Source organism: Dactylosporangium vinaceum (assembly GCF_019904175.1).
Classification (GTDB): Bacteria; Actinomycetota; Actinomycetes; order Mycobacteriales; family Micromonosporaceae; genus Dactylosporangium; species Dactylosporangium vinaceum.
In genome coordinates, this window is the sequence record NZ_CP061913.1 from 6,484,579 (window position 1) to 6,508,149 (window position 23,571).

19 protein-coding genes are annotated in these 23,571 nt (G+C 74.3%); 8 read left to right on the forward strand and 11 right to left on the reverse strand.

What is annotated here, in order from left to right; genetic code table 11:
• Positions 1–7: 7 nt before the first annotated feature.
• Positions 8–925, reverse strand: a complete 918-nt coding sequence (locus Dvina_RS29155) for a cation diffusion facilitator family transporter (protein WP_223092530.1) — start codon at positions 923–925, stop codon at positions 8–10.
• Positions 926–997: 72 nt separating this feature from the next.
• Here Dvina_RS29155 and Dvina_RS29160 point away from each other — a divergent pair, with 72 nt between their 5' ends.
• From Dvina_RS29160 to Dvina_RS29175, 4 genes are all read left to right on the forward strand, one after another.
• Positions 998–1,240 carry a hypothetical protein gene (locus tag Dvina_RS29160; protein WP_223092531.1) on the forward strand — a complete coding sequence of 81 codons (243 nt, stop codon included), beginning with the start codon at positions 998–1,000 and terminating at the stop codon, positions 1,238–1,240.
• Between the two features lie 981 nt (positions 1,241–2,221).
• Complete coding sequence (locus tag Dvina_RS29165; RefSeq protein ID WP_223092532.1) at positions 2,222–2,632, forward strand: PRC-barrel domain-containing protein; 411 nt, start codon at positions 2,222–2,224, stop codon at positions 2,630–2,632.
• A complete protein-coding gene (locus Dvina_RS29170) occupies positions 2,619–2,918 on the forward strand; it encodes a PRC-barrel domain-containing protein (protein WP_246655389.1) in 300 nt (99 codons plus the stop codon). Before Dvina_RS29165 ends, Dvina_RS29170 begins: the two co-directional genes overlap by 14 nt.
• A gap of 138 nt (positions 2,919–3,056) precedes the next feature.
• Entirely contained in the window at positions 3,057–3,701 is a 645-nt protein-coding gene (locus tag Dvina_RS29175) for a hypothetical protein (protein WP_223092533.1), read from the forward strand.
• A 333-nt stretch (positions 3,702–4,034) separates the two neighbouring features.
• On the opposite strand, the gene Dvina_RS29180 is transcribed toward Dvina_RS29175, so the two are convergent.
• The 5 genes from Dvina_RS29180 to Dvina_RS29200 form a co-directional block, all read right to left on the reverse strand.
• On the reverse strand, positions 4,035–5,408 hold the full coding sequence (locus tag Dvina_RS29180; RefSeq protein WP_223092534.1) for an FAD-dependent oxidoreductase: 1,374 nt from the start codon (positions 5,406–5,408) through the stop codon (positions 4,035–4,037).
• Between the two features lie 193 nt (positions 5,409–5,601).
• Positions 5,602–6,534 carry an exopolyphosphatase gene (locus tag Dvina_RS29185; RefSeq protein ID WP_223092535.1) on the reverse strand — a complete coding sequence of 311 codons (933 nt, stop codon included), beginning with the start codon at positions 6,532–6,534 and terminating at the stop codon, positions 5,602–5,604.
• Positions 6,535–6,611: 77 nt separating this feature from the next.
• Positions 6,612–7,298, reverse strand: coding sequence for a phosphoribosyltransferase (locus Dvina_RS29190; protein WP_223092536.1), 687 nt, complete (start codon positions 7,296–7,298; stop codon positions 6,612–6,614).
• A gap of 324 nt (positions 7,299–7,622) precedes the next feature.
• Positions 7,623–9,134, reverse strand: coding sequence for a DUF7402 domain-containing protein (locus Dvina_RS54555; RefSeq protein ID WP_246655390.1), 1,512 nt, complete (start codon positions 9,132–9,134; stop codon positions 7,623–7,625).
• 167 nt (positions 9,135–9,301) lie between these two features.
• Positions 9,302–10,492: an RDD family protein gene (locus Dvina_RS29200; RefSeq protein ID WP_223092537.1), complete on the reverse strand. Its 1,191-nt coding sequence runs from the start codon at positions 10,490–10,492 to the stop codon at positions 9,302–9,304.
• 340 nt (positions 10,493–10,832) lie between these two features.
• Here Dvina_RS29200 and Dvina_RS29205 point away from each other — a divergent pair, with 340 nt between their 5' ends.
• Positions 10,833–11,642 (forward strand): hypothetical protein, encoded by an 810-nt coding sequence (locus Dvina_RS29205; protein WP_223092538.1) that lies wholly within the window; start codon positions 10,833–10,835, stop codon positions 11,640–11,642.
• On the opposite strand, the gene Dvina_RS29210 is transcribed toward Dvina_RS29205, so the two are convergent.
• Positions 11,616–12,203 (reverse strand): TetR/AcrR family transcriptional regulator, encoded by a 588-nt coding sequence (locus Dvina_RS29210; RefSeq protein ID WP_223092539.1) that lies wholly within the window; start codon positions 12,201–12,203, stop codon positions 11,616–11,618. The two genes, Dvina_RS29205 and Dvina_RS29210, sit on opposite strands and share 27 nt — an antisense overlap.
• Positions 12,204–12,251: 48 nt before the next feature.
• Here Dvina_RS29210 and Dvina_RS29215 point away from each other — a divergent pair, with 48 nt between their 5' ends.
• On the forward strand, positions 12,252–13,712 hold the full coding sequence (locus Dvina_RS29215; RefSeq protein ID WP_246655391.1) for a DHA2 family efflux MFS transporter permease subunit: 1,461 nt from the start codon (positions 12,252–12,254) through the stop codon (positions 13,710–13,712).
• On the opposite strand, the gene Dvina_RS29220 is transcribed toward Dvina_RS29215, so the two are convergent.
• Entirely contained in the window at positions 13,597–14,859 is a 1,263-nt protein-coding gene (locus Dvina_RS29220; protein ID WP_246655392.1) for an MFS transporter, read from the reverse strand. The two genes, Dvina_RS29215 and Dvina_RS29220, sit on opposite strands and share 116 nt — an antisense overlap.
• A gap of 80 nt (positions 14,860–14,939) precedes the next feature.
• On the opposite strand from Dvina_RS29220, the gene Dvina_RS29225 reads away from it, so the two are divergent.
• Positions 14,940–15,866 carry a LysR family transcriptional regulator gene (locus Dvina_RS29225; protein WP_223092540.1) on the forward strand — a complete coding sequence of 309 codons (927 nt, stop codon included), beginning with the start codon at positions 14,940–14,942 and terminating at the stop codon, positions 15,864–15,866.
• On the opposite strand, the gene Dvina_RS29230 is transcribed toward Dvina_RS29225, so the two are convergent.
• Positions 15,850–16,668 carry an oxidoreductase gene (locus Dvina_RS29230; protein ID WP_223092541.1) on the reverse strand — a complete coding sequence of 273 codons (819 nt, stop codon included), beginning with the start codon at positions 16,666–16,668 and terminating at the stop codon, positions 15,850–15,852. The genes Dvina_RS29225 and Dvina_RS29230 overlap by 17 nt on opposite strands.
• Positions 16,669–16,852: 184 nt before the next feature.
• Between Dvina_RS29230 and Dvina_RS29235 the strand changes: the two genes are divergently transcribed.
• Entirely contained in the window at positions 16,853–17,629 is a 777-nt protein-coding gene (locus Dvina_RS29235; RefSeq protein WP_223092542.1) for an ATP-binding protein, read from the forward strand.
• Between the two features lie 107 nt (positions 17,630–17,736).
• Here the strand turns inward: Dvina_RS29235 and Dvina_RS29240 are convergent, their stop codons facing one another.
• Entirely contained in the window at positions 17,737–20,550 is a 2,814-nt protein-coding gene (locus Dvina_RS29240; protein WP_223092543.1) for a hypothetical protein, read from the reverse strand.
• The gene (locus Dvina_RS29245; RefSeq protein ID WP_223092544.1) at positions 20,547–23,531 is read right to left on the reverse strand and encodes a hypothetical protein; all 2,985 of its coding nucleotides are present in this window, start codon (positions 23,529–23,531) and stop codon (positions 20,547–20,549) included. Before Dvina_RS29245 ends, Dvina_RS29240 begins: the two co-directional genes overlap by 4 nt.
• Positions 23,532–23,571: the final 40 nt, after the last annotated feature.

Genomic DNA, 23,571 nt, shown 5'->3' on the forward strand with positions numbered 1-23,571 from the left:
CGGGTGCTCAGACGACAGTGATCACGGCGTCGGCCACGCCCGCCTCGTCCAGCAGGCGTCCGCGCAGCGCGGTGACGTGGGCGACCAGGTCGGTGCCGGGGCGCTCGCGGACCGTGGCGGTGGGCTCCACCTCCATCGTGACCAGCAGCTGGGACGGGCCCACGTACACCGCACGCATGTCGTGTATCCGCTCGATCCACGGCTGCGGGCCGACCGCGGCGTGCAGCGACTCCATCACGTCGTCCGGCGCGGCGGCGTCGATCAGCAGCGCCTTGGACCGGCGGGCCAGGAGCCACGCCACGACCGCCAGGAGCACACCGATCGCGATACTGGCGGCCGGGTCCCACCATGCCCATCCGGTGAGCATGTGCAGTACAAGTGCCAGCAGTGCCAGAGCGATGCCGATGAGGGCGGCCGAGTCCTCGAGGAACACGGTCGTGGCGCTGGGGTCCGAGGCCATCGTCAGGTGCTCGCGGACCGTGCGGCGGCGGCGTTTCGCGTCCTCGCGCAGCTGGCGGCGGGCGGTCAGCCAGGACCAGGTCTCGAAGCCGGCCGAGACGACGAGGACGGCGACGCCGACCCACGGGCTTTCCAGCGGCTCGGGCAGCAGCAGGCTGCGCACGCCCTCGGCCGCCGACAGCAGGCCGCCGACGAGGAAGATGCCCAGCGCGGCCAGGAACGCCCAGAAGAAGCGCTCCTGACCGTAGCCGAACGGGTGGCGGCGGTCCGGGCCGCGCTTCGAGCGGCGCAGGCCCAGCCAGAGCAGGATCTCGTTGCCGGTGTCAGCGAGCGAGTGCAGGGTCTCGGCCCAGAGTGCCGCCGAGCCGGTGACGAGCGCGGCCACCGCCTTGGCCACGGCGATCGCCAGGTTCGCGCCGGCCGCCACGACAACCGTCTTGGTGCTGCTCTCATCGCTGTCCGCCATAGGCCGTCGATACCCACCGGCCCGGGCGGGTGAACGTCGGCGTTGGATCCGCCGGCCGGGCCGGGTCACGGCGTGGCCGCGCTGGCGACGATGGTGGACGCGGTGCAGCTGACCGAGTACATGCTGATCTTCAGCGCGGTGGTGCTGCCGCTGACGTCCCTGCCCATCCTGGTGGTCACCAACGACCGGGACTACCTCGGCGATCGGGTGAACGGGCGGCTCGCCAACGCGCTCGGGCTGCTGTACCTGGTCGTCATCGTGGTGACCGCGGCGGCCGCGATCCCGCTGCTCGTCATGACCGGCATGGGAGGCTGACGTGCCATGCCGACCGTCCCCAACCCAGCACACCCGACGCCCACCGCCATCAACGCCGCCCGACAAACGCCGACTTTTATCAACGTCGACCGACCCGCGCCGACCGCAATCGACGCCTCTCGACGGACGTCGATTTTCGTCAACATCGACCGACCCGCGTCGACTGTCCTCGACGCTGAACGGCCAACGCCGCCTGTTGTCGACGTTGAACGACATTCACCGACTGCAATCTGCATCCCCCGACGGACACCGACATCCGTCAACATCGAGCAACCTGCACCGACCGCAATCAACGTCCCCCCCGCAGACGGCGACTTTCGTCAACGTCGACCGACCTGCGCCAACCGCAATCGATACCTCTCGACGGACGTCGATTTCCGTCAACATCGACCGACCTGCACCGACTGCCGTCGACGTCGACCGACCTGCACCGACCGCAATCAACGTCTCCCCACAGACGGCAACTTTCGTCAACGCTGAGCGGCCTGCGCCAACTGCAATCAACATCCCCCGACGGACGCCGACTTCCGTCAACATCGACCGACCCGCGTCGACTGTCCTCGACGCTGAACAGCCAACGCCGCCTGTTGTCGACGTTGAACGACATTCACCGACTGCAATCTGCATCTCCCGACGGACGCCGACTTCCGCCAACATCGAGCAACATGCGCCGACTTCCGCCAACATCGAGCAACATGCGCCGACTTCCGCCAACGTCGACCGGCCGGCGCCGACGGTCGTCGACGTTGGGTGGGCGATGCCGACTGTGCCGACGTTGAGCGGTCTGCGCCGACGGTCGTCGACGTTGGTCGGGCGATGCCGACTGTTATCGACGTTGAGCGGTCTGCGTCGACTGCAGGCAACGCCCCTCGACGGACGGGGATTTTCGTCGATGTTGAGTGGCCTGGGCTGATTTTCGTCGATGTTGAGCGGGGCATGTTGATTGTTGTCGACATCGATCGAAGTGTGGAGGGTTGATCAATGTCGATCCTGATCGGGTTCGATCTCCTTGAGCGGCAGATCGTCGACCTGGCCGGCGAGGCGGTCGGCAAGGTCGACGACGTCGAGGTCACGCTGGGCGAGGACGGCACGCCGCGGATCACGGCGCTGCTTGTCGGGCCGCAGGCCCTCGGCCGCAGGCCCTCGGCCGCCGGATCGGTGGGCGCCTCGGCCGGTGGATCTCCGCCGTCGCCGGCCGACTGCGCCCGGCCGAGCACCCGGACCCCCTGTGCGTCCCGTGGGACATCGTCGCCGAGCGTGACCATCCCGTCGAAACGGGCAATGCCGTCACGCTCACCGCACGCCGCAAACTGCTCACCGAACCGACTCGAAGCCTGGCTGCGCGAGCACCTGATCACCCGCATCCCGGGAGCCCACCATGCCGGCAACTGACCCCACCCCGCCCGGCCTGCGCGCCGGTGAACTGCTCGGACGCCCGGTCACCGGCGCCGACGGCCGCCCGCTCGGCCGCGTCGCCGATCTCGTCGTCGAGGGCGACACGATCGTGGCCGTCATCGCCGTCGGACGGCCGCGCGGGGGCGCCGGCTCGGGTACGAACGCGACGAGCGGACCGGCCCCCTGGCTGCTGGAGGTCCTCGCCCGGTGGATCATGCGCCGAGAGAGCATCAGAATCCCCTGGTCAGAGGCGGCGCCGAGCCTGCTGCACCGACCGGGCTGACGGCACCCGCGGCGCCCGCGCGGTGTCCGGTGTGTTGCCGTCCTCACTCGATCGACGTACCGCCGCAGTGGCGTGTGGGGCGGCACGCAAGAATTGGGTACACGCCAGGGCATGGACACGGGTGGAAGGACAGCGGCGTTGACGGATGCGGTGACGCAGCGGTGGCAGGAGGCCGATGACGCCGTCGAGTCGCTCATCGCCGACCTGACGGCCGCGGTCGTGCGGGCCGAGGACCGCAGCCGCAAGCGGCCACGGAGCCGCCGGCCCAAACGGCAGAGCAAAAGCACGCGTCGGTACCTCGCCGAGGTCATCCGTTCCCGCCGGCTCGCCCCGGGCCTGGCGGTGGACCGCAATATGATCGCCGCGCTCTTCACCGGTCATCGCGAACTGATCGGCAACCCCACGCTCGTCGCCGCCGTGGCCGAGGCCTGCGGCATCATCGCCGGCCGGAAGCTGCGCTCGAAGGAGATCGAACGCTTCCGGGAGGCGAGCCGGCGCACGGCCCGCCTGATCGCGAAGGCTCAGGCGGCCGGCCCGGCGGCAGAAACTCCCAAGCCTGCTCCGGTACCCCCACCCGCCCCCGTCATCGCCCGCGCCCCGATCCCGGCGCCGGCACCCCCATCCGCGCTCGAACAACTGCTCGGCCCGGTGGACATGCCGGCGCCTGTCGACTCGCCGACGCAGGAGATGCGGGTCGTCGAGCACCGCCGCTCCGCGTGGTGGGTCATCGCCCTCGCGCTGCTGCTCGTGCTCATCGCCGCCGCCTTCTGGCTGGCCGGCTGACGAACCGCCGGTCAAGATCGAGCGGGCCGACACACGCCGACCCGCCCACCGACGCACCCCACTCGCCGGCGCAGCCCGCCCGCCGACGCAGCCGCCTACCGACGCAGCCCGCTCGCCGGCGCAACCCGCCACCGGCGCGACGCGCCCCCCGGCGCAACCCGCCTATCGACGCGACCCGCCTGCCAGCACGGACCCGCTCACCGACGCGACCAGGACAACGCGCGCCGGTCGCTACAGCCAGCATCTTGTCCACCGACGTTGACCGGGTAGGCGGCCAACCCCGGCGCCTGGTCGGGCTGCCCAGCGAACCCGGGAACGGTTGGTGGACCAGCGCTAGCCGCGGGTCAGCGCTGTCTCGGCCGTCGCCGGTTCGACCGCTCCCCCGCCGCTCGCCCGCTTGCGGGACCGCCACAGGACGCGGGCCAGGATCGGCGGCGCCATCAGCGACTGCGGCGGCCGCATGAGGTTCGTGACCTCCAGGAACCGGCGGCCGACAAGGGCGTCGTGGCCGGTCGCGGTCTGCACCCGGGCGACGTAGGCGTTCAGCACGTCCGTGCGCCGGGTCCGCACGCCCTCGACCGCCGGGTACGCCAGGTCGCCGCCCGCCGACATGTCCCACGGCACGTCGATGATCCGGGCCGCCCGCGCGTAGAACCGCCGCGGCAGCCCGTCCAGGCCGCTGCGGGCCACGACGCCCAGCTCGCGGGCCTGGGCCACGGCGACAGTCATGCCCTGGGCGTACGCCGGGTTGAAGCTGCACACGGCGTCTCCGATCGACACGAACCGCTCCGGCAGCCGGGTCAGCCGCTCGTAGCGCCGCCGGACGCTGCCCGGCAGGCGCAGCCGCATCGGGTCTCCGAGCGGCTCGGCCTCCTGCAGCAGCCGGTGCAGCCGCGGGTCGGGGAACTTGGCGGCGAAGTCGCGGTAGCCGTCGGGGTCGGTCGGCGGGGCCTGGTCCGCCCCGACGCCGAGGAGCGTCACCATCCACCGGTCGCCGTCGACGCCGATGGCGATCCCGCCGTAGGGCCGGGCCGGTCCACCGGGCGCGTTCAGGACCGCGTTGAAGTCCTCGTTGCCGGGCACTCTGCGGTAGTCGCGGGAGACGTAGACGGTACCACTGTCGATGCGATCTTCTGCCGGACGCTCGAAGCCGAGCTCGGCGAGCCAGGCCGGACCGCGGTTGCCCCGCCCCGTCGCGTCGACGACCAGGTCGGCGTGCACCTCCTGCGCGGGGCCGCCGTTGACGGGCCGCACGGTCGCCCCGGTGACCCGGGTGCCGTCGAAGCGCAGCGCGGTGGCCTCGTGCCCGTCGACGACGGTGACGCCCGGCGTGGCGACGACCCGCCGGCGCAGGACCGACTCCAGCAGTGCCCGGCTGATCGAGAGCCCGGCGAGCCCCGACTCGACCCGCGGCACCGGCCGGTCGCCGAACACCCACACGACGTCACGCTGGATGTCGAGCGGCACGGCCCCGGCTTCGGCCACTTCGTCAACGAACCCGGGGAACAGCTCTTCGAGGACGGCCCGGCCCCGGGCCAGCAGCCCGTGGGCGTGCTCGGCCTGGGGCACACCCCGCCGGTGCTCGGCACCCGCGGGCAGCGTGTCGCGATCGAAGACGGTGACGCGGTCAAAGGACTCACGCAGCGCGACGGCGGCCGTCAGGCCCGCAATGCTCGCGCCGAGAACGATTGCATGATTGTGAGGCACAGCAACGATCCTCGGCGAGACATCGACCAATAACCGTCGCCAAACAGACACTGTCCGTTACACCGCTCGACGTATCAGGGCAGCGGCGCACGATCCGGGGTGGCGTCGCCGCGGCCGTGGCCCGGTCGTTGCCCTTCGGTGCCTGACTCGGCGCCGGCAATGCCACCGGCCGCTCCGGGCGGGGACCGATCGGTCAGGCGGGCACCCGGGGGCGGGCGAGTGCGGTGATGAGCTCGCCGAGGACTCGTTCGGCGGTGTGGTTGTCGACCTGGCAGGTGCCGGCGGCGCGGTGACCGCCACCGCCGTACTGGAGCATGATCGAGCCGATGTCGACAGGGGACGTCCGGTCGACGATGGACTTGCCGACCGCGAAGACGGTGTTCTGCCGGTCCTTGCCCCACAGGGCGTGGATCGAGACGCGGACCTGCGGGTTGAGCGCGTAGACCATGAAGCGGTTGCCGGCGTAGATGGTGTCCTCACCGCGCAGGTCCACCACGACGACGTCGTCGTGGATGGTGCTCACCCGGCGTAGCTGGTCGATGAACGGCTCGGCGTGGGCGTGGAACAGGTCGGCGCGCTCGCGCACGTCGCGCATGGCCAGGATCTCCTCGACGCCCTCGAGCTGGTGGCAGGCGTGGATGAGCTTCATCATCAGCTCGAAGTTGGAGATGGTGAAGTCGCGGAAGCGGCCGAGGCCGGTCCGGCTGTCCATCAGGAAGTTCAGCAGCGTCCAGCCGGTCGGGTCCAGGATCTCGTCCACGGTGTACTGCGCCGAGTCGGCCTTGTCCACCGCGTCCATGAGCTCCACGGGGACGTCCGTGAAGAACTCCGCCCCGCCGAACTCGTTGTAGATCACGCGCGCGGCCGACGGTGCCGACGGGTCGATGATGTGGTTCGGCTGCGAGCCGACCCGGACGGTCTCCGAGTGATGATGGTCGAACACCAGGTGCGCCCCGGGCACGTACGGCAGGTTCGTGATGATGTCGTTCTCGGTGATCTTCACCCGGCCGTCCTGCATGTCCTTCGGATGCACGAAGACGATCTCGTCGATCATGTCCAGGTGTTTCAGCAGCGTGGCGCAGACCAAGCCGTCAAAATCGCTGCGTGTCACGAGCCTGTACCTCACGCCGACCCCCTGCTCCGGAACACCGTCAGCTCCGATCGGCCGCGACACCGCCGACCTGAGCAGATCGGGCGGAGGACTTACGCGGCCGGGCCGAGGCGGCGGGCCGGTCGCGGGTGGCGGGCCGGGGCGTCGCGGTGGCGGCTCAGGGCGGCGTCGACCTCGGCGTCGGTGAGCTGGGTGAAGTCGTCGTACCACTGGCCGACCGCGGAGAACTGCGGTGGCGCGTGCAGGCACACGACGGTGCCGGCGACCGCGGCCAGGCGGGTGCGGGCCTCCTGTGAGCAGACCGGCACGGCCAGTACCAGACATCGGGGGCTCTGGCGGGCCAGCCAGCGCACGGCGGCGTGGGCGGTGACGCCGGTGGCCAGGCCGTCGTCGACGAGTATGACGAGCCGGCCGGTCACGGTGGGCGCGGGGCGGTGCCGGCGGTACCGCTCCACCCGGCGCGCCAGCTCGGCCCGCTCGGCGGCCACGATCGCAGCCAGGTCGTCGGGGGTCAGGCGCAGGTACCGCAGGGCGGCGTCGTCGAAGACCGGCGGGCCGTCCTCGGCGATGGCGCCGACGCCGAACTCCGGGTGCCGGGGTGCGCCGATCTTGCGGGCGAGCACGATGTCCAGCTCCGCGCCGAGGCGCTCGGCGACCGGGACGGCGACCGGCACGCCGCCGCGCGGCAGCGCCAGGACGAGACCGTCGGCGCCGATGCCCTGCCGCACCAGCTGCTCCGCCAGTGCCCGGCCGGCTTCGGTGCGGTTCGCGAAGATCATTGGGTCCTCCCCGGCACACGCCGGACGGACGCGGCTGCGGCTCCGGGGGCGTCGGCGGTGCACACGTACAACGATCGGACCGCCGGGGAGCAACCGGTCGCGCTCCGCAACGCTGCGGGGCCCCGGCTGTCTTCGGCGCGGTTCGCGACGGTCATGGCGCGCTCCCATCCCACCCGGAGGCGTCCCATCATTGTGCGCCACTACCCCGGGCCGGGCGATGTATGCAGCGGCCCGACCGGATCACGGACACGGCGGCGCCCGGAAGCCAGGACCGGGCCGAAGAGCCGGGGCCGGGCCGCCGGGCACCGCCGCGCGACAGGGGGATCAGCTCGCGAACGCCTTCACCTCCAGCAGGCCGACGGAGCTTGCCGCGTTGGACTGCAGCAGTACCCGCAGACGCTGGGTGCTGACCTGCGTGAAGGTGACGGTGATGTACGCGTCGGCGGTGACCGGGTAGCCGCTGGCCCCCGCCACGTCCACGTACGCGCTCCCGTTCCAGTACTGCAGCCTCCACGACGAGGGCACATCGATGCCCTGGTTGTCGTCGAAGAGGTACACCTGCGCCCGTTTCAGGGTCTGCGCCGACGACCACTGCAGCTCGGCCCACTGCTGCCCGCTGTTCGGCCAGGTGCCCCAGCGCGGGTTCGCGGTGTCGTTCGACGACGACGGGTCGATGCCGTCGTTTATCGCGTTCACCGACTCCCACGACGAGGTGTACGAGGCCGACGGTGTCGCGGTCAGCGCCAGGTTGCCGCCGGTCGGGGTGCCGCCGCCCCCGGTGCCCTTGATGAGGAACAGGTTGTCGGCGACGTTGTAGTACTGCGACAGGTACGACCCGGCGGGCGGGTTGGTGTTGTAGTAGTCGTCGTGGTTGCAGTCCAGCCGGTTGTCGTGCGACTGGGCGGTGCAGACTGTGCGCACGGTGACGCTCGGGTCGTCCTTGTAGCACATGACGTCCCACTCGTCGGTGCAGTGGCCGAAGCCCGACGCGTTCGGCGCGTTGTTGTTCACCGCGCCGAGCGTGTGCCCGAGCTCGTGGGCGGCCACACCGGCCGTCCAGCAGCCGTTGTCGGCGCGGGCGTACTCCGGGCCGACGTTCGACCGGTTGGCGTCGCTCTTGCTGGTGTCGCCCGCGAGCCCGCCGATGCCGCAGTAGACGTTGGCGTCGACGAACTGCAGGTACTTGCGGTCGGTCCGGGTGTAGCCGGCCGCCTTGACCGCGTTGAGCAGCGGCGCCCAGTCGTCGGCGTTGAGCGCCGAGTCGGCGATCTGCACGTCCCGGACGACCGGGCGGCAGGCGCCGTCGACGGTCTCGGTGACGTAGCGGACGTGCCGCTCCCCGCCCGTCTCCTTGGCGCTCTCGTTGAAGATCGTGTCGACACCCTCGGCGAGGCTGCGGAACGTCTCCAGGTACTGCGAGTAGCGGCTCGCCGAGCCGTGGACGTACAGCACCTCGACCCGCTTGCCGCTGGTGCCGTCACCCTCGCACACCGCGAGCGCCGGCCCGGCCGCCGCCGCGTCGCTCTGGGCCATGGCCGGCACGCTTGTCTTCACCGACAGCCCGGCCGGGGGCGCGTCCGGACCGTGGGTGCACATGACGGGGCTGGTGCCCTTGACCTCGAGCAGGCCGGCGGCGCAGGGCCCGCCGGGCCGGCTGCGCTGCAGCCCGCTGTAGACGAGCCCCTTCGCGGCGTCGTCGGCCGGCACCGCGGTCAGGTCGGCGGTGCGGCTGCCGCGGTCACCGGCGAACGCCGTGCCGGCGGAAACCCCGGCGACGACGAGGCCGAGCGCGGCGACGGCGGCGACGATGATCCGGGGCGGAACGGATCCGGGCATGATGTCGTACTCCTCCCGTAGGGACGAAAACCTTTTCGCCACCCTGGGTGCCGACATAGTCGCGAGTCAATGCTTGTGACGACTTGTGCCAAGACTTAAGGCGGAGCACAACGAACGCGCGGCCCCGAAATATTTTCGAGGTCGCGCGTGATGAAACATGCACACCGTCAGCTGCCGTCCGGCGGGCGCCCGGACCGCCGCTCCCGCCAGAGCTCCTGCGCCCGCCCGCCCACCTTGCGGGCCAGGTCCTGCCCCTGCTGGGCGGTCTTGGAGTGCAGCGCCTGCTGGACCGGCGCCGCCTGCTTCAGCCGCTCCGCGCCCTGCTTCGCCACCGCCGCCGCGTCGGCCGCCGCGGCGGCCGTCTTCCGGGCCGCGGCCGCCGCCGCATCCGAGGTCCGCCGGGCCGCGATCGGCAGCTGCTGCGCACCGCGCCGATGCGCCGCCGCGGCCGCCTCGGCGGCGACCTGCGCCGCCACCACCGCCGCGTCCGCGCCCATCCGCCCCGCCACGACCGCCGCACCCGACGTGCGCCGGGCGAGCTGGGCGGTGTGGGCGGCGACCTGCGAGTACAACTCCCGGCGTATGACAACGGTCCCGGCCAGGCGGTCGACGAGCGTGCGGCGGCCGGACCCGAGCGCCGGCAGCAGGTTCACCCACCACACGACGGTCGCCGCCACCAGCACGAGGACGCCCGCCACGAGCTCGCCGTAGACCGCCAGCGCCAACCCGAATCCGACGAGCCCCGTCTCGACGAGCGTCGTCGCGAACGCCCGCCCGACCGCCGGCGCCACCCGGGCGCCCGCGCGCACCGGCACGACCTTGGTGTCGGCCAGCATCTTGCCGACAGTCCGCCCCCGCCAGACGAGCAGCGACGCCTGATAGACGAACTGCAGCAGTGGTACCGCCAGAATCGCCAGCAGCAGCGGCAGCGCCAACCCGAGCCAGGCCCCAGCCGCGACCCCGCCGACGCTCTCGCCCCCGGCCCCGCGGTGCGTGATCAGGCCGATCAGCCGCGACACCCCGAACCCGGCGGCCACCGCCCCGACGTAGCCGGGCAGTTCGCGCACGAGGTTCGCCACCCCGTAGGCGACGAGCAGCAGCCCCGGCACCATGACGATGCAGTAGTCGACGCCCCACCCGGCCGCCCGCCGCACCAGCCCGGCCCGCCGCGGCGGCGCAGGCAGCAACGCGGACGGCGCCGGCCCAACCGGCGCCGTCCCGGGCGGCCACGGCGACAGCGAGCCCGAGGACCCCGCGGCCACGGGCAGCAGCGCGGCCGGCGACCCCATGGGCACCGAGGCCACGGGCGGCGCCGCGGACGGCGGGGCCAGGGGCGGCACCGCGGACGGCGCAGCCACTGGGGGCACCGGGGACGACGGGGCCAGGGGCGGCGGGGATGGCGGGGCTGGGTGCTGCGCGGGCACGGGCGGCGGGTACCACGGGTGCGGCTGCATCAGGTGACCTTAAAGCACGACGCCCGTCACTTCCTTCAGCCGATCCGCTCCGATTCCGACGGCCACTCGCCCACGACATGCCGTCCTGCGGGGTAGACGCCGACCACGGAGGCCGACGACGCGCGGACGCGGCAACGCCGGCCACGCGTGGACGTGCGGTCGCGAAAACGGCGGGCCGACCGGAGCGGCGGTGGCCACCAACGGGCGATAGTGGCGCGATAGGCGGCGCCGGTACGTTCGCGGCGTGACGGACGTGTTGGAGGCGCTGCGCGAGGAGATCCACGCCGGTCGTGGCATCAGCGAGGAGACGGCCGCGCGGCTGTCGCACTCCGGCATCGACGACGCGCACCTCGAGGCGGCGCTGCGCGACGGTGCCCGGGCGTGCGCCGGCGGGCCGCTGCTGGTGGACCTGGCGATCGTGCTGCTGCAGTGCGTCGACCGCCGCGGCGTGGGCATGGCCGCCCTCGACGACTGCCTGGCCCGGATGAGCCCGCCGGAGCGACTGATCGTCTGCGGCCGCATGGTGCACGTGAAGGGCCCGGCCGCCGTTGCCTGGTGCCATGCCCGCGTCGTGGCCACGGGCAGCGGCGGGCTGTACCACTCGTTCCTGCGCGAGCACGGCGACGACGTGATCCGCCTGTGCCGGCCCGAGATGGACGCGTATCTACTGGCCCCGCAGCGCCGCCCCGACCACTACTTCGTCGACGTCTACGAGATCCTGCTGCTGCACCTGGACGATCCCGCGCCCTACGTGCGGCGCTGGCTGGAGTGGATCGGCGACGGCCGGTTCGACCCTTACCCCCGGCCGGAGTCCGGGCCGGCGCTGATCCTGTACAAGATCCTGCGCGAGCACCGCGACAACCCGGCGTTCGCGCCGATCCGCGACGCCGTCCGCCGGCACGTGCGCGCCCTGCTGGCCGCCGGGGACGCGGACCGGGTAAGGCTCGGCCTCTACCATGTGGTGGCGATGGTCGATGCGCAGTACCCGGAACACCGGCTTTTCATCAGCCCAGCCCCTGCCGGGGCGTCACGGCCGGGCGCCGAGCAGGGGTAGCCAGACGGCGTCGACGATCTCCGCGATCGACTCCGGCGACACCTGCCGCATCGTCATGAACAGGTCGTGGCGCAGCAGGTCGAACGGCAGGTTCACCACGCGCGGCGACCGGGTGGCGGCGGTCAGCTCGCCGCGCTCGACGGCCCGCGCCACCATCGTCTCGAAGCCGCTCACCTGGCCCGGCGGGCGCAGCTTGTCGCGCAGGTCGGCGAAGCTCGTGCCGGTCTCGCGGAAGTACTCCATCAGCTGCACGCCGATGAACGTCATCACGCGCCAGCGGCCGTCGACGGCGTTTGTCAGGTAGCCGATGGCGTCCTCGCGCAGGCTCCCCGTGTCGGGCACCGGGATCGGCTGCGACCACCAGTGCTTCTTCACCGCGGCCAGCAACAGGTCCTCGCGCTGCGGGTAGTGGCGGTACAGCACCGGCCGGCTCGTGCCCGCCAGCGCGGCGATGGCCTCGTAGGTGAAGCCGCTGTAGCCGCGCTCGACCAGGATCTCCCAGGCCGCGTCGAGGATCGCGGCCTCGAGCTCGGTGCCGCGCCGCCGGGTCTTAAGACTCACTTGCGTATCTTATCGCACCGGCGTAGCGTCGGAAGCGAAGATACAGTTGTGTACCTTAAGGCGGCGTTCATGGCCACGACCCCGATCGACCGGACCGCTCTGCGCACCGCCATCGCGGTGCTCGTGGGCGGGGTCACGGTCATCCTCGACTCGACGATCGTCAGCGTGGCCCTGCACGACCTGCAGGCCGACCTCGGCGCGGACGTGGGCACCATCCAGTGGGTCAGCACCGCGTACCTGCTCGCGCTCGGCGTCGTCATCCCCGTCGTCGGCTGGCTGCAGGGCCGCCTCGGCGCCAAGCGGCTGTGGATGGCCGCCCTGGCCGTGTTCCTGGCCGGCTCCGTGCTGTGCTCGCTCGCCTGGGCCCCGGCCGCCCTGATCGGGTTCCGGGTGCTCCAGGGCCTCGGCGGCGGAGCGATGATGCCGCTGATGGTGACGATGGTGATGCAGGTCGCCACCGGGCCCGACCGGACCCGGCTGATGTCGACGATCGCGCTGCCCGCCGCCGTCGGCCCGATCCTGGGACCGGTCATCGGCGGGCTCATCCTCGGCGCGGGCAGCTGGCGCTGGCTGTTCCTGGTCAACGTGCCGCTGTGCCTGGCCGGCCTGGTCCTGGCCGCGCGGATGATCCCGGCCGACGCGCCGGCCCGCCGGACCCGCCTGGACATCGTCGGCCTGGCGCTGCTCTCCCCCGGGCTCGTCGCGCTGCTGTGGGGGCTGTCGAACGTCAGCGGCGCCGGCGGGTTCGGCCGCGCCGACGTGCTCGCCCCGATGCTCGGCGGCGCGGCGCTGCTGGCCGCGTTCGTCATCTGGGCCCGGCACCGCAGGGCCGCGGCGCTCGTCGACCTCGACGTCCTGCGCTCCCGGCCCACGTGGGCGGCGACGGCGCTGCTGTTCCTCTCCGGCGCCGCGCTCTACGGAGCGATGATCATTCTGCCGCTGTACTGGCAGCAGCTGCGCGGATTCGATGCGCTGGGCGCCGGCCTGCTGCTGATGCCGCAGGGTGCCGGATCGCTGCTGAGCCGTACGATCGCGGTCCGGATGCTCGAGCGGTCGAGTGCCCGCGCGGTGGCGCTGCTCGGCTTCGGGCTTGTCGCGGCGGCCACGGTGCCGTTCGCCTTCACCGGCGCGCACACCCCGGTCTGGTGGCTGCTCGTGGCGCTCTTCGCGCGCGGGCTCGGCCTGGGCACGGTGGTCATCCCGCTGATGACAGTGGCGTTCGTGGGCCTGGAGCAGGCACAGGTGCCGCACGCCAGCACCGTGACCCGCATCGCCCAGCAGATCGGCGGCTCGGTCGGCGTCGCACTGCTCGCCGTCGTGCTCGCCTCCTCGGCGCGCTCGACCGGCTCCCTCGCGAAGGCGTTCGACATCACGTTCTGGTGGACCGTCGGCTTCACCGGCGTGGCGATCCTGCTGGCGTTGGCGCTGCCGGGCCGGCCGGCGGCTGAGACGCCGACGACGACGGCGGCGGAGCGTCGAAGTCGGCCCGCCACAGCAGCAGCGGGGTGAGGAGGATGAGCCCGCCCGCGACCGCGATGGCCGTGCGCGGGCTCGTCAGCCCGGCCAGCACACCGCCGAGCGCCGTGCACACCGAGATCGCCGCGGCGCTGCCGGTCGACCAGGCCGTCAGGGCGCGGGCGACCCGGTCGGCGGGCGTGTGCTCCAGCCGATACGTGGCCAGGACCGGGTTGAACAGGCTCATGAACACGATGATCACGAGCTCGACCGCGATCACCAGGATCAGCCCGGGTGTGCCGGGGCCGACGAACACCAGGCCGAGCGGCCAGATCGCGCGCAGCGACCCGACGACCCGCAGGACCCGGCCCGGGCCGGACCGCTGCACGACCCGCCGGGCCAGCCGCGACCCGATGAGCCCGCCGACGCACGGGGCGGCGAACGCGAGGCCGTACTGCCACGGCGCGAAGCCCAGCTCCCGCAGCAGCAGCACCGCGAGCAGCGGCTCGGTGGCCATGATCAGGCCGTTGACGAGGAGCTGGTTGAGGTACAGCCGCCGCAGTCCGGGGTGGGCGAACAGGTTCCGCCACCCGTCGAGCAGGTCCCCGGCCCGCAGCCTCGTCGGGCGCGGCGGCGGCTCGTCGGCGGCGCGGATCGCGGCGATGCCGAGCGCCGACAGCAGGTAGCTCACCGCGTCGGCCACCACGCTCGCGACCGGCCCGAACAGCCCGATGGCCGCGCCACCCAGCGGCGGCCCGACGGCAATCGAGCTCCAGTTCGTCGACTCGAACCGCGCGTTGGCCCGCAGCAGATCGGCCGGCGCGACGAGGCCCTTCACCAACGCCCCGCCGGCCGCGTTGAACGCGATCTTGGCCGCCGCGACGAGCGCCGACACCACCAGCAGGTGTACCAGGCTGAGCATACCGAGCCCGTAGGCGACCGGAATCGAGGCCATCGCCACGAACCGGACCAGGTCCATGCCGATCATCACCGGGCGCTTGCGGCGGTACTCCACCCACGGCCCGAGCGGCACCGCCAGCAGGACCCCGACCGCCGGCCCCACCGCCGACAGCAGCGCCACCGGCGCCGGCCCGGCGTGCAGCACCAGCACCGCGAGCAGCGGCAACGCCCCGAACCCGAGCCCCGACCCGTACGCGCTGACCGCGTACGCCGCCCACAACCACCTGAAGTCCCGCCCCACGGCAGCGATCTCACCAGCCCGCGCCCCGGTGATCAAACAACGGCGCGCACAACCGGCGGTTGTACGGTTAGGTTCGGCCCGTGGACCTCGATGCCGTGCGCACGTTCGTCGCCGCCGCCGACACCGGCCAGTTCCAGCAGGCGGCCGCGGAGCTGGCCATCACCCAGCAGGCGGTGTCGAAGCGGATCGCCGCCCTGGAGCGGGATCTGTGCGCGCGGCTGTTCACCCGCACCGCGCGCGGCGCCGTGCTGACCGTCGACGGCCAGGCGTTCCTGCCGCACGCGCGCGAGCTGCTGCGGGTGGCCGAGCGCGCGGCCGCGGCCGTCCGCCCCGGCCGGCGCACCCTGCGGGTGGACGTCGTCAACCGCCGCATCGCCGCCGCGGTACTGCTGCAGGATTTTCATCGCCGGCACCCGGACATCGACCTGGACGTCGTCACGCTCGACCTTCCCATGGCGGCCGCCGTCGCGGCGGTCGAGGCGGGCACGCTCGACGCCACCTTCCACGCGCTCAAGGCACCGGTCCCACCCGCGCTGCGGGCCACCCGCGTCATCAGCGAGCCGCATCAGCTCCTCGTCGGGCCCAACCACCCGCTGGCCGCCGCGGCGTCGGTGACACCGGCGCAGCTGGCCGCGCACCCGATCACCATGCAGGGCCTCACGCCGGGCACCGAGTGGGCCGAGTACTACACCGAGCTCGCCGCCGCGTTCGCCCTCACGATCGACATGACGGGCCCGGTCTTCGGCAACGAGGCGTTCCTGGACGAGCTCGCCACGTCCAGGACGCTCTCGACACTCGTCGGCGCCCGCTCCCGTTACCTGTGGCCGGACCGCTACGATCTGCGCCGCATCCCGATCCAGAGCCCCGCGCCGGTGTACCCGATGTGGCTGATCGGCCGCCGCGACAACCCGAGCACCGCCCTGGCCCGCCTCGGCCGCTTCCTCACCGAGCGCCACGCGCCGATCCCGGACCCGTGGGTCCCGTCCTGGATCACGACAGCCGGCTGAGGTCCTCGGCGCTCAGCTCCAGCGCACCGGCGGCGACGTTCTCCTCCAGGTGCGCCGGCGACCCGGTGCCGGGGATGAGCGCGATGTTCGGCGAGCGCGCCAGCAGCCAGGCGAGGGCCACCTGGGGCACCGTCGCGCCGTGGCGGGCCGCGACAGCGTTCAGGGCGGCGCCGGTCAGCGGGGTGAAGCCGCCGACCGGGAAGTACGGCACATACGCGATGCCCGCGGCCGCGCACACCTCGACGAGCGGATCGTCGGCGCGCTCGGCGACGTTGTACCGGTTCTGGACGCAGACGATCCCGGCGGCCGCGCGGGCCCGGGCCACCTGCGCGGCTGTCGCGTTGGAGATCCCGAGGTGCCGGATCAGCCCCTCGGCCCGCAGCGCCTCCAGCGCCTCGAGGGCCTGCTCCAGCGGCACCTCGGGGCGGCCCCGGTCGCCCAGCCGCAGGTTCACGACGTCCAGCCGGTCGACGCCGAGGCTGCGCAGGTTCCCCTCCACCGCCCGGCGCAGCCCCGCCCCGGCGGCGCTCTCGACGAGCGCGGTGACCTTCGTGACGATGACGAGGTCCGCCGGGTACGGGTACAGCGCCGACCGGATCAGCTCGTTCGCCGCCACCCCGTCGCGGGCGTAGTAGTCCGACGTGTCGAGGTGGTTGACCCCCAGCTCCACCGCCCGGCGCAGCACGGCCAGCGCGGTGTCGCGCGCGGGCGCCTCACCGCGCGGCCAGCCGGTGAGCTTCATGGTCCCGTACCCGATCCGACGCACCCGCAGATCGCCGAGCCGCACCTGTCCCGTCCCCATGATCCTGAACGTACCCGCGGACGGTGCAGGTCACCCGCCCGGCTTCCCCCGAACGCACGAATCGGGCCGCACGAATGGTCATCGGGCCACGTCAGGACCGTCTGCGCAGTTCGCGGCGTTGACACCATGATCCCGGCCCGACCAGACTGCGACTGCGACGCCTGGCGGCCATTAAGGAATCGACATGCTGGAAACAGCAATCACGGTGCGCGACAACGTCGACGAGGCAGCGATCGAGCTCGTCGCCCTCGGACGCTGGACCCGGCAGGTCGGGGTCGACCTGATGGCGGCGGTGCGCAGGACCCTCGCGCAGCGGCCGCGGGCGGTGCTGCTCGACGTCTCCCGGGTCGTCGGCGCCGAGCCCACTCTGGCGGCGACGATCCGGCTGGCCGAGGAGCAGCACGCGGCCCTGCGGCCCCCGGTCCCGCTGATGATCGTCGCGAGCGAGCCGCAGGCCCGGCGCCTGCGCCGCAGCGGCGCGGCCCGGCGCATCCCCGTGCACCGGACCCGCGCGGCCGCCCTCGCGGAGCTGGCCGGGGCGCCGCCGCTGCTGCAGCGGGCCCGCCTGCACCTGCAGCCGAGCCCGCTCGCCGCGGCCGAGGCCCGCAACCTCATCGGCGACACCTGCCTGGCCTGGAACCTCGTGCCGCTGCTGCACCCGGCCCGGCTGATCGTGTCCGAGTTCGCGGCCAACACCATCGAGCACGCCGGCACCCCGTTCACCGTCACCATGACGCACCGCCGCGCCGACCTGCTGCACCTCGCCGTCGAGGACGGCCACGCCCAGCTGCCGCACCTTCGCCGGCGCTTGAACGACCCGGACGCCCCGCTGGCGTTCCGCGGCAACGGCCTGCGGCTCGTCGCGAAGGCGGCGACGGCCTGGGGCAGCGCCCAGACGGCCACCGGCAAGGTCGTCTGGGCCACCCTGTCCACCGGCGACCCCGACCGGGCGCAGCCGTAGGCGGTGGCCCGGACGGCGTCAGGGCGGGCCGGGCCGGCGAGCCGCGCAGCTGGGTGCCCTCGGCGCAGCGGCTCCACCAAGCCCGTCACGATCGCCGCACCTGCGGCTCAGCCCGCGGCGAGCCGCTGCCGCAGCCACGCGCTGACGCACAGGACGGCCGCCGCCGCACCCAGGGCCAGCCCCAGCGGCGCCGGGGCCGGCGGCGTGTCCGGGTCCACGGCCGGCAGGTAGCGCCCGATCGCCAGCCACGCCACCGCCGCGGCCAGGGTGCCGGCGACGAGCGCGACGGCCACCAGGGCCAGCGTCGCCGCCGGCTCGACCCGCCGCGTCACCCGGGCCGGGACGCCCTGGCGGCGCAGCGCCGACAGGTCGGCACGGTTCACGCCGAGGGCTGTCGCGACGAGGCCGGCCGCGCCGAGCAGGACGGCGGCGACCCCGGCCAGCAGCGAGAACCGCATGCCGAGGGCGCCGCCGGAGCGGTTGCGCAGCGCCCGCTCGCCCTCGACGGTGCGCTCCCCGGTGACGGTCAGGCCACCGGCGGTCAGGGCGTCCACAATGGACTGCGGCGTGTCGGGGGTGAGCCAGACCTCGGCCGCGTCGGTGACACCCGAGTCCCTGGCGAGACGGTCGGCGTACTCGAGGTCGACGAGCGTCCCGCGCCCGCCCAGCCGGGGCAGGGTGTGCGCGGCCCCGACCGCCGCCACCGGGATCGGCGTGCTGTCGAGGCTGCCCAGCAGGCCGTCCGGTGGCAGCGGACCGGTCGGCAGGACCGGGATGCGCTCGGGGATGCCGGCCGGTTGCAGCAGGCCCGCGTCGGCGCGGCCGCCCGCCTGGACGGTGAACGCGACCCCGTCGGCGGCCGCGGTGACGGAGCCGCCCGGCGGGGTGCGCCAGTCGCGGGTCGGCGGGTCGTGCAGGGTGAGCGCGACAGTCGGACCCGAGGTGCGGGGCAGGTCCAGGCCGAGGCCGGCCAGGCGGCAGCCGGCCGTGCAGGCGGCCGCACCCGGATACGTGTGCCGCCCCGGCTGCAGCCGCCCGAGGCGCACCTCCAGGCTCTTCGTGCCGTCCTGCGGCGCCAGGAACGCGACAAGCTCCGGGCTGAGCTCGTCGAGCCGGGTCACGGTGATGTCGAAGGAGACCGTGGCGCCCCGCAGGACGGCCGGGGCCGTGGCCGGGATCGGGTGCAGCGCCCCGGCCACGTCGGCCGGTGCCCGGTCGGCGGCGCCGGCCGGCCAGATGGCCACAGTGGACAGCCGCGGGGCGTCGACGGCGAGCAGGTCCGGCAGCGCCACGACCGCCATCGCGTAGCGACCCGCCGGGTCCGCGGCCCGGGTCGCGGCCAGCAGCCGCTGGCGGGTCACCGGGGCCACGCTCAGCACCCGCCCGGCCCCGACCGCCACGTCGGCCCGCGCGTTCTGGGTCGCGGCGGCCACCGTCACGCCGGTGGTCGCGAAGCCCAGCAGCGCCACCGCGACCACGAGCACGATGAGCAGCCGGCGGCCGGCGGGTTGACGGGCCAGGCGCAGGGCGGCGAGCGCGGTCACGGGCCGGCCCCGGTGCAGCGCGGCCCCGGCGACCCGGGCGGCGACGATCGGCAGGGCCCTGGCGGTGAGCAGGGCCGTGACGAGCATGAGCAGCGCCGGGGTCAGCGGCGCCACGCCATACACGGTGTCCCCGGACGTGTGGAAGTGCACGACGGCCACGACGGCGAGCAGCCCGGCCAGGATTTCCGACGTCGCCGAGCGCCACCGTGCGCCGCGCCGGTCGACCCGCCGCAGCATGTCACTCAGCGGCGCCGAGACCGACCGGACGGCCACGACGGCGGCGGCGAGCACCGCGGCGGCGGCGAGCGCGATCCCGTATTGCAGCGCCGACGGCACCCCGCCCGCGCCGGCCAGGCTCCCCACGAGCCCACCGGCGAGCACCGGCAGTGCGGGCTCGGCGATCGCCAGCACCCACCGGCTGGTCCGCCGGGCTCCGCGCAGCGCCACGATCCCGTGCTCGAACCGGTTCACCCGCGCCCCGGCCGCCACCGCGAACAGGAGCACCGCGCAGCCGAGCAGCGCCACCGGAGCCGCCGCGAACGGCACCGGCGTGCGCGCCGCCGCCCGGGCCGCGTCGATGCGGTCGAGCAGGCCGACGAGGCCGATCGTCACCTGCGGGTCGCCGCCCTCCGCCGCGCGCCGGTCCAGCCAGGCCCGCAGCCGCGGCAGCGTGGCCGCCCGGACCGCACCGTCCTGCGGATACGCGTCGATCGTCTGCAGCTCGGAGCGGCGACCGAACCCGTCGAAGGTGCGCCGATCGACGAAGACCGTCCCCTCGGCGGAGCTGCGCCCCCAGTACGCCGCCGTCACGGGCTGCACGATCCCGACCACCGTCAAGTACCCCGGGCTGCCCTCGGCCACGAACCGCGACGACTGCGAGTCGTACGCCGACGCACGCAACGACAGCGGATCCCCCAGCTGTACCGCCAGTCGCCGCGCGGTCTCGCCGGTGACGACGGCATCCCCCTGACCCATGAGGCACCGCCCCGCGACGAGCCGGACGTGCGCGCAGACGTCGTCGCGGTACGCCACCGTGCGGGTCCCGTCCAGGAACACCGCGGGCCGGTCGGCCGGCTGTGCGGTGAACGACGCCGAGAACACCAGGCTGAACCCGGGCGCGTCCAGCAGCCGCGCCCCATCCCGCTCGAACCGGCCGTCCATGTCCCCGACGTCGTTGCGCTCGACGGTCTGCGAGGCCACCATCGACCGCTCATCGGGCCGCGCGGCCGCGACCTGATCGGCGATCAGCCCCTCCTCGGTCCGGTCCAGATACCGCGGCGCCAGCGCGACACCGGCCGACGCGAGCGCCGCCAGCACGAACAGCGCCACAGCCGGCCGCCACCGGGCCCGCAGCGTGGCGAGCACGAGCGCGGTCATCGGCTGCTCCCGTCGCGGCCGGAGACGAGCGCGGCGGCGGCGAAGCAGGCGGCGGCGACGGCCACGGCGGCGAGCAGGGCGACGGCGGACACGGGCGGTTCGGTGACGGGCCAGCCGTCGGTGAACGGGCGGACCGGGGATCGCAGCAGCCGGCGGGAGCAGGCCGCGGCGACCAGGCCGATGCCCAGCGCGAGGGCGACCGGGGCGAGCGCGGACCAGCGGCCCGCCGCCCGCAGGACGTGGGCCGGCACACCCTGGCGGCGCAGGGCCAGGATCTCGGCCCGGCGCCCGCGGCGCTGGACGGCGGCGACGGTGGTGAGCGCTGCGCAGGCGAGCAGCAGCGCCAGGGCGGCGGCGAGGAGGTGGAAGCGCAGGGCGGCGGCCGGGCCGAGGTGGGCCAGGCGGTCGCGCCCGGCCGCGATCGAGTCCTCCCCGATGACCTGCAGCCCGGCCGCCCGCAGCCGGTCGACGAGGCCCGGCGGGGCGCCCGCGGCCAGCCAGACCTGGTCGACGTCGCCGGTGACGGCCGCGCCGGTGGTGAGCCGGTTCGCATACTCGAGGTCGACCATGATCACCCCACCGCCCCGCGCGGGCAGGTCGTCGGAGATCGCCGGGCGGACCGGGACGGGCAGGCCGGCCACCGTCAGCTCGCGGCTGCCGCTGCGCTCGGGTTCGCGCAGGGCGCCGGTGGTGGCGAGCACGGGCAGCGGCAGCGGCGCGTCGACGGCGTAGACGTGCCGGTCGACCTGCTCACCGCCGGCCGGGACGATGGCGGCCAGCCGCATCCCGCCCGCCCCGCGCAGCCGCTGGACGCCGGTGGCGGTGTCGTCGCGGATCGCCGTGCGCCACCGGGCCGGATCGGCGAACCCGGGCCCGTCGACCGCGACCTTCCCGTCGGCCCGCAGCTCCGTGAGGTCGAGCACCGCTCCGGGGGCGCCGTCGAGATCCAGCGCGACGAGCCGGCAGCCGGTGCGGCAGGCGGGGACTTCCGCGCGGTACACCCGGATGTCGGTGATCGTGCCGAAGTCGGCGCGGACGGTCTCCCCGGTCCCGGCCACGGCGAGGGTCAGGCTCACCGTCACCGCCCGGTCCGCGGCCGCCCGCAGCTCGAGCGCCGTCCCGGTGACCGCGACCGGCGCCGGAGCCGGCGGATGCAGCCGGTTGACCACGCCGCCGGCCCCGCCGCCGCCCGCGCCGCCACCGCCATCCGCCCGGCCGGCACCACCGGCCCCGCCGGCACCGTCCGCCGGGCCGGCACCGCTGCCGCCACCGGGTCCGGACCCGGCCGGGCCGGTGTCGAGGGCCAGCGCGGGGATGTCGGCGGCGGCGACGGCGGCCAGGCGGGGTGCGTCGACGGCGAGGACGCGGGGGCCGGGGCCGGACGCGCCCGACACGACGACGGCCATGGCGCTGCGGCCGGTCGGGTCGGCGGTGCGCACGGCGGCCAGGAGACGGTCCCGCGGTACCGGAGCGACGCTCAGCACCCGGTCGGCCCCGACCTCGGCCCGGGCTCGGTGCAGCCGGGCCGCGTCGGCCCGGGCCCAGTCCTGGGCGGCCACCCCGCACAGGCAGGCGGTGGCCGCGAGGACCGGCACGATCCGATACGCCGAGGTGCGCCGGGCCAGGAACAGCGCGGTCAGGCCGCCGGTGAGCCGCCCCTGGGCCAGGGCCGCGCGCCCGGCGGCGACGGCCGGTGGGAGCAGCAGCCGGGTCAGCAGCACCGCGCCGGCCGTCGCGAACAGGACCGGGGTGAGCAGCTCCAGGCCGTATCCGTCGACGGGGGCCTCGCCGGTCACCGCCGACTGGTACCCGGCCGCGACCGCGAGCGCGACGACCGCCAGGTCGAGCACCGCCGCGGCCAGGGGGACACGGCGGGGCGGGGCGGACCGCAGCAGCCGCTGCACGGGTGCCCGGGTGAGCCGCCAGTCGGCCAGCACAATGAGCACCAGGGCGCCGGCGAGCACCACGGCGGCGGCGGTGAGCGGGCGGTGCAGCACGCCGGTGAGCAGCCCGGCCGCCACGGCCGCGCCCACGAGCGCGGGCAGGGCGCTCTGTCCGGAGGTGGCGACGAGCACCCGCCGGCGCCGGGCTCCGCGCAGCGCGATGCGGGCGGCGTCGGCGCGCCGGGCCTCGGCCGCGTACCAGGCGCCGACCCCTATCGCGATCCACCCGACGGCGACGAGCTGGACGGCGGCGACGACGATGCCGTGCGTCACCGCGTACCGCTCCGCCTCCACCGCCTTGCTCAGCACCACCGCCTGCGAGCCGACCTCGGGGAAGTCACGCCGGAGCCGCTCGACCGCACCCGGGGCCGCCGCCCGGTCACCGCCGGTGAAGTGCGCGGGCGCGAGCAGCAGGTCGTACGTGCAGTAGGCGGGGCTGGCCGCGCCGGCGATCGTGTCCAGGACGGTGTACCCGGCGTCGCCCCCGGGCTGCGTGCTCCACCACCAGCCGAGCGGGTCGCGCGGCTCGAAGGTGGCGACGACCGTGAGGGTGAGCGGGGTCCGGCTCAGCGCCGGGCTGAGAACGAGCCGCGAGCCGGGCGCCACGCCGAGGCGCCGGGCCAGCGCGCCCGGCAGCGCCACCTCGCCGGCCCGGGCCGGGCACACGCCGGTGAGCGCCATGTTGGCGCAGGCGTCGTCGCGGTAGCGCAGCTCGCTCTGCGTCTGGCCGTACGCCCCCGGGAGCTGCACACCGGCCACGCCCCGCTCGACCGGCAGCGCGGCGGCCGCCTCGGTCGTGGCCCGGAACCGCTGCAGCGCCTGCTCCGCGTCCGCGCCGAGCGTGATGTTCCCGCGCACCCCGACAGTGCGCTGCCCGGCCGGGGCGGCAGCGACGACCGCGGCGGTCGCGGCGGCAGCCTCCCGATCGGCGAACCACCCGGCCGCGCCCAGCCCACCGGCGGTGACCGCGACGAGCAACGCCATGACGACGGCAGGCCCGCGACGGGCACGGATGGCACTCCAGATGACGGCCAGCACCCCGCGACCCTAGACGCTCCGGCCGCCGGCGTGGGAACGC

Bases quoted from the DNA above. Each gene is read 5' to 3' on its own strand.
- Dvina_RS29155 (WP_223092530.1), bottom strand. From the start codon at position 925: ATGGCGGACAGCGATGAGAGCAGCACCAAGACGGTTGTCGTGGCGGCC.
- Dvina_RS29165 (WP_223092532.1), top strand. From the start codon at position 2,222: ATGTCGATCCTGATCGGGTTCGATCTCCTTGAGCGGCAGATCGTCGAC.
- Dvina_RS29170 (WP_246655389.1), top strand. From the start codon at position 2,619: ATGCCGGCAACTGACCCCACCCCGCCCGGCCTGCGCGCCGGTGAACTG.
- Dvina_RS29190 (WP_223092536.1), bottom strand. From the start codon at position 7,298: ATGATCTTCGCGAACCGCACCGAAGCCGGCCGGGCACTGGCGGAGCAG.
- Dvina_RS54555 (WP_246655390.1), bottom strand. From the start codon at position 9,134: ATGCCCGGATCCGTTCCGCCCCGGATCATCGTCGCCGCCGTCGCCGCG.
- Dvina_RS29230 (WP_223092541.1), bottom strand. From the start codon at position 16,668: ATGGGGACGGGACAGGTGCGGCTCGGCGATCTGCGGGTGCGTCGGATC.
- Dvina_RS29235 (WP_223092542.1), top strand. From the start codon at position 16,853: ATGCTGGAAACAGCAATCACGGTGCGCGACAACGTCGACGAGGCAGCG.
- Dvina_RS29240 (WP_223092543.1), bottom strand. From the start codon at position 20,550: ATGACCGCGCTCGTGCTCGCCACGCTGCGGGCCCGGTGGCGGCCGGCT.